The sequence below is a fragment of the Microbacterium sp. genome (assembly GCF_003248605.1).
Taxonomy (GTDB): Bacteria; Actinomycetota; Actinomycetes; order Actinomycetales; family Microbacteriaceae; genus Microbacterium.
In genome coordinates, this window is record NZ_QFPF01000141.1 from 1 (window position 1) to 5547 (window position 5547).

The window sequence follows — 5547 nt, forward strand, 5'->3', positions numbered from 1 at the left end:
ACGCACCCGCCGACGATCAGGCAGGCCAGGCCTTCGCCACCGCGGCACGGACATCGCCCAGAAGCTGGGGCAGCGCCTTGGTCTTCGCGATGATCGGGAAGAAGTTCGAATCGGTGGCCCAGCGCGGAACGATGTGCTGATGGAGGTGGCCATCGACGCCCGCCCCCGCCAGGCTCCCCTGGTTCATGCCCAGATTGAAGCCGTCGCAGCGCGACACCGTGCGGAGCACCCGCATCCCGATCTGCGTCAGCTCGCCGATCTCGGCCACCTCTTCGGGCGTGGCCTCGTCGTACATCGGGATGTGGCGGTACGGGCACACCAGCAGATGCCCGGAGTTGTAGGGGAATAGATTGAGCAGCACATAGGCCGTGCGGCCGCGTGCGACGATCAAGCCGTCCTCGTCCGACATCTGGGGCGCCGCGCAGAAGGGGCAGCTGTGGCGCAGGGGCTCGGGTCCTGCCTGGATGTAGGCCATCCGGTGCGGCGTCCAGAGTCGCTGGAACTCATCGGGCACGCCGGCGAGCTCGGACGCCGCGATCATCTCGGGTCCTGAGCCCGCCGAAGGACCGTCAGCGCTCACGCGAGATCCGCGGCGGTCGCGACCTGCGTGTGATCGGCGATGGCCCGGGTGATGAGAGCGACAGCATCCGTCACCGGCACGCCGTTGGTCTGCGTGCCGTCGCGGAATCGGAAGGAGACCGTGCCCGCCGAGCGGTCGGCCTCGCCCGCGATCAGCTGCACGGGCACCTTCATCGTCGTGTGGGTGCGGATCTTCTTCTGCATGCGGTCGTCGGAGTGGTCGACCTCGGCGCGCACGCCCTCGGCGCGCAGTCGGGTGATGATCTCGTCGAGGTAGTCGCCGAACTCGTCCGCGACGGGGATCCCCATCACCTGCACGGGCGCCAGCCACAGCGGGAAAGACCCCGCGTAGTGCTCGAGCAGGATCGCGAAGAATCGCTCGATCGAGCCGAACAGGGCCCGGTGGATCATGATGGGGCGTTTCTTCTGCCCGTCACGGTCGGTGTACTCGAGATCGAAGCGCTCAGGCAGGTTCGGGTCGACCTGGACGGTTGAGAGCTGCCAGGTGCGCCCGATCGCGTCCTTGGTCTTCAGGTCGATCTTGGGGCCGTAGAACGCCGCTTCTCCCGGCACCTCGGTGAGCTTCAGACCGCTCGCGACGGCGACGTTGCGCAGCGCGTCGGTGGAGTACTCCCAGAACTCGTCCGTGCCGATCCACTTCGACTTCTCGTCGTCGCGCATCGAGAGCTCGAGCTCGAAGTCGTCGAGGCCGAAGTCTCGCAGCATGGAGATCACGAACTCGAGCACGCGCGTCGCCTCGGACTCCAGCTGATCCGGGGTCACGAACAGGTGCGAGTCGTCCTGCGTGAAGCCGCGCACACGGGTGAGGCCGTGCAGGGCGCCCGAGAGTTCGTTGCGGTAGACGGTGCCGTTCTCGGCCAGCCGCATGGGCAGGTCGCGATAGCTGCGTCCGCGCTCCTTGAAGATCAGGATGTGCATCGGGCAGTTCATTGGCTTGAGGTAGTAGTCGATGCCCGCCTTGGTCACGGCGCCGTCGGCGTCGCGCTCCTCGTCGAGGTGGATCGGCGGGAACATGCCGTCCTTGTAGGTGACGAGATGATTCGACGTGAGGAACAGATCCTGCTTCGAGATGTGCGGGGTGTACACGTAGGTGTAGCCGCCCTCGATGTGACGCCTGCGAGCATGCTGCTCCATCTCGCCCCGGATGATGCCGCCCTTGGGGTGCCAGACCGACAGGCCCGAGCCGATCTCGTCGGGGAAGGAGAAGAGGTCCAGCTCCTTGCCGAGCTTCCGGTGGTCGCGCTTGGCCGCCTCCTCGAGGCGCTCCTGATAGGCGCGCAGCTCGTCCTTCGTCGGCCACGCGGTGCCGTAGATGCGCTGCAGCTGCGGGTTCTTCTCGCTGCCGCGCCAATACGCGCCGGCGATGCGGGTGAGCGCCCAGCCGTTGCCGACCATGCGCGTGCTGGGCACGTGGGGGCCGCGGCACAGGTCCTTCCAGACCGTCGTGCCCTCGCGGTCGACGTTGTCGTAGATCGTCAGCTCACCGGCCCCGACCTCGACGGAGGCGCCCTCCGCGATCGCGGTCGCCGAGGCACTCGAAGCGCCGCCTTTGAGCCCGATGAGCTCGAGCTTGAAGGGCTCGTCGGCGAGCTCGGCACGGGCCTCGTCGTCCGAGACGACGCGGCGGATGAAGCGCTGCCCCTCGCGGACGATGCGCTCCATCTCCTTCTTGATGGCCTTCAGATCCTCGGGCGTGAAGGGCTCGTCGACGCCGAAGTCGTAGTAGAAGCCGTCGGTGATCGGAGGGCCGATCCCGAGGTTCGCCTGGGGATTGATGCGCTGCACGGCCTGCGCGAGCACGTGCGCGGTGGAGTGTCGCAGGATCGACAGGCCATCGGGGCTGTCGATCCTGACGGCCTCCACCTCGTCGGTCGCGGTCACCGTCGTCGCCAGGTCCTTCAACTCGCCGTTGACGCGGAGCGCGACGACGGAGCGGTCGGGGAACAGAGCAAAACCATCGGCGGGGAACGACACGTCCTCCGCGGGGCGCAGATCAGTCAAGGGAACTCTCCTGGGGTGACAGGGTTCTAGGCTATCGCGGGCCCCGACGCTCCCCACACGGACAGACGCGGTGAAGCACGCCGCTTCGGGCCCGGATGCCGACGCCTGGTCGTCAGGACAGGAGATGTGCCCAGAACAGGATGCTGAGCATCCATGCGTCCTGTTTCGCCACCGATTCCTGTGCTCGTCGCCGCCGCGGCGACGCGGGCTCCCCAGAAACGAAAAAGCCCCCGGGTTTCCGGGGGTTTCGTCGTGCGCGATACTGGGATCGAACCAGTGACCTCTTCCGTGTCAGGGAAGCGCGCTACCGCTGCGCCAATCGCGCCCAAAGGGGCTATTCAGTTGCAAGTGGAGGTGGCGACGGGATTCGAACCCGTGTAAACGGCTTTGCAGGCCGGTGCCTAGCCGCTCGGCCACGCCACCGCGTGTGGTTTGACCCCACGTGCCTTGGCTTCCCCTGAGGAAAGCCCCTGCACTCGAGCGGATGACGAGATTCGAACTCGCGACCCTCACCTTGGCAAGGTGATGCGCTACCACTGCGCTACATCCGCGTGCTCCCCGTGTGACCGGGGCGCCTTGGAAGACTTTAGCCGATGCTCGGCGCCGTGCAAAACCGGGACCGGTCCGCGCGTGTCGACGGCCGGGGCGGACGCCGCGCGTTCGCCGACGCGCTCGGCATCCGGTAACATCGTGATTCGGCCCCCAGGGGCCTTGGGCGATTGGCGCAGTTGGTAGCGCGCTTCCTTCACACGGAAGAGGTCGTCGGTTCGAGTCCGGCATCGCCCACCGTTTTGCTCAGCCCACGACCCGCCAGCCGTGACGCGCCTGCAGCGCGGCGGCGACGCGCGCGAAGACGGCGCGCTCCAGCGCTGCCGCCTCCCGGCGCATCCCGGACCTGTGCACGCTGTACAGCTGGTCGGTGTCGACCCACGACTCTCGCCCACGACTGTCCCACGGGCCCGCGCCGATAGGGAGGAGATCCCTGTCGCCCTCGCGACCACGACTGGTCAACCGCACCGCGTACACCCGATCCGCACTCTGGCGCCCGATCACGAGCACCGGACGGTCCTTGCCACGCCCATCCTTCTCGGCATACGGCACCCAGGTCCATACGACCTCCCCCGCATCGGGATCGCCGTCGCGATCGGGTGCGTAGGTGATCCGCAGCCCATCGCGCGGCGGAGGATCGATCTCAACCGTCGCCGCGGGGCCGGTCTGCCCGGGGCTGCCCTGAGCGTCGGGAACTCGCGTCGAGGCGTTCGGCACCGGCTGGGTGCGTGGGCGCAGGAGGGAGGCGAGAGATCGAAGGATGCCGCGGGTGCTCACCCGCTCACCCTACGCACGCCGAAGGGGCGCCGCGATCTCGCGACGCCCCTTCGTGGACAGTGAGCTGTACGTTACTCGCGCTCGGCGATCGCGTACCCCTCCTCGCCGTGGACGACCGTGTCGACACCGGCGATCTCGTCCTCGTTCTTGACGCGGAAGCCCAGGGTCTTCTCGATCGCGAAGCCGATGATGAAGGCCAGCACGAACGAGTACACGAGCACGCCGAGGGCTGCGATCACCTGCAGGATGAGCTGCTCCGCACCGCCGCCGAGGAACAGACCGGTCTCGGTCGCGAAGAAGCCGAGGTAGATCGTTCCGATCAGACCGCCGACGAGGTGGATGCCGACCACGTCGAGCGAGTCGTCGAAGCCGAGCTTCCACTTCAGCTCCACCGCAAGGGCGCAGACGGCACCGGTCACGATGCCGAGAAGCAGTGCCCAGCCTGGGGTCAGGTTCGCACAGGCGGGCGTGATGGCCACGAGACCGGCGACAGCACCCGATGCCGCGCCGACGGAGGTGGCCTTGCCGTCCTTGAGCTTCTCGACGATCAGCCAACCGATGATGGCGGCAGCGGTCGCACCCATGGTGTTGATCGTGATGAGCCCGATGAGCGAGTCCTCGGTGCCCAGCAGCGCGAAGGTGCCCTCGGCGCCACCGTTGAAGCCGAACCAGCCGAACCACAGCAGCGCGGCGCCCAGCAGCACCAGCGGAACGTTGTGGGGCTTGTGGATGCCCTTCTGGAAGCCGACGCGCTTGCCCAGCACGAGCGCGAGGGCGAGTGCTGCCGCACCGGCGTTGATGTGCACGGCGGTGCCACCGGCGTAGTCGATGACGTTGGTGGAGAAGCCGAAGGTCTCGCCGAGGCTGAAGACCCAGCCGCCACCCCAGACCCACGCGGCGACCGGGAAGTAGACGAGCGTGACCCAGATGCCGGCGAAGATCATCCACGCGCCGAACTTGGCGCGGTCCGCGATGGCACCCGAGATGAGCGCAACGGTGATGATCGCGAAGGTGGCGCCGAACGCCGCACCCACGAGGCCGTTGTCATCGAGGGCGCCGAGGCCGAGGTCGGAGAAGGGGTTGCCCGCGAATGCCCAGGGGCTCTCGACGGCGCTCATGTTGAAGCCGTAGAGAATCCAGAGCACGCTGACGAGGCCGAGCGCGCCGAAGCTCATCATCAACCGGGCGTCATGAGAAGCACTAGCGCCGTTGCTGTGACGGACCAGGCGAGATTTCCGCTATCCATGAAGTTCCTCATCCATGTGTTGTGTATCAAGACGCGTGGGGCTTCGGGTACAGAGGGCCCCACGACCTCGCCCCAGTCTGGACATCAATGGTTACGGTGTGGGACGGATCGATGTTTCGTGCGCGTTACGTCGGCCGCCCGCATGTAAACATCGTGTTTCACGAAGCCGTGAGGTCAGAAAGAACAGCGCGCGTCAGGCCGCGGTCGACGCGTTCAGTCGGGAGATGGCGCGCAGGTACTTCTTGCGGTAGCCGCCGGCGAGCATCTCATCGGGGAAGACCTGATCGAGGCCCGTTCCCGTGGCCCTGATCGGCAGCTGGGCGTCGTACACCCGGTCGACGAACGCGACGAAGCGCAACGCCGCAGACTGGTCT

4 protein-coding genes, 4 tRNA genes and 1 pseudogene are annotated in these 5547 nt (G+C 67.1%); 1 reads left to right on the forward strand and 8 read right to left on the reverse strand.

Features of this window, described 5'->3' with window-relative positions; genetic code table 11:
* Positions 1-16: 16 nt before the first annotated feature.
* The 5 genes from DI573_RS13735 to DI573_RS13755 form a co-directional block, all read right to left on the reverse strand.
* A complete protein-coding gene (locus tag DI573_RS13735; RefSeq protein ID WP_292815447.1) occupies positions 17-541 on the reverse strand; it encodes an HIT domain-containing protein in 525 nt (174 codons plus the stop codon).
* Between the two features lie 35 nt (positions 542-576).
* On the reverse strand, positions 577-2601 hold the full coding sequence (gene thrS, locus DI573_RS13740) for a threonine--tRNA ligase (RefSeq protein ID WP_292815443.1): 2025 nt from the start codon (positions 2599-2601) through the stop codon (positions 577-579).
* A 253-nt stretch (positions 2602-2854) separates the two neighbouring features.
* A tRNA-Val gene (locus DI573_RS13745) sits at positions 2855-2926 on the reverse strand.
* 24 nt (positions 2927-2950) lie between these two features.
* Positions 2951-3024, reverse strand: a tRNA-Cys gene (locus DI573_RS13750).
* 56 nt (positions 3025-3080) lie between these two features.
* Positions 3081-3152: transfer RNA gene (locus tag DI573_RS13755), tRNA-Gly, on the reverse strand.
* Between the two features lie 162 nt (positions 3153-3314).
* On the opposite strand from DI573_RS13755, the gene DI573_RS13760 reads away from it, so the two are divergent.
* Positions 3315-3387, forward strand: a tRNA-Val gene (locus DI573_RS13760).
* 9 nt (positions 3388-3396) lie between these two features.
* Here DI573_RS13760 and DI573_RS13765 read toward each other — a convergent pair.
* From DI573_RS13765 to zapE, 3 genes and pseudogenes are all read right to left on the reverse strand, one after another.
* Positions 3397-3927 (reverse strand): type II toxin-antitoxin system PemK/MazF family toxin, encoded by a 531-nt coding sequence (locus DI573_RS13765; protein WP_292815445.1) that lies wholly within the window; start codon positions 3925-3927, stop codon positions 3397-3399.
* A gap of 71 nt (positions 3928-3998) precedes the next feature.
* Positions 3999-5173: pseudogene (locus tag DI573_RS13770) on the reverse strand (ammonium transporter).
* A gap of 193 nt (positions 5174-5366) precedes the next feature.
* Positions 5367-5547: AFG1/ZapE family ATPase (gene zapE, locus DI573_RS13775; RefSeq protein ID WP_363331373.1), on the reverse strand; the 181-nt coding region annotated here is incomplete at its 5' end.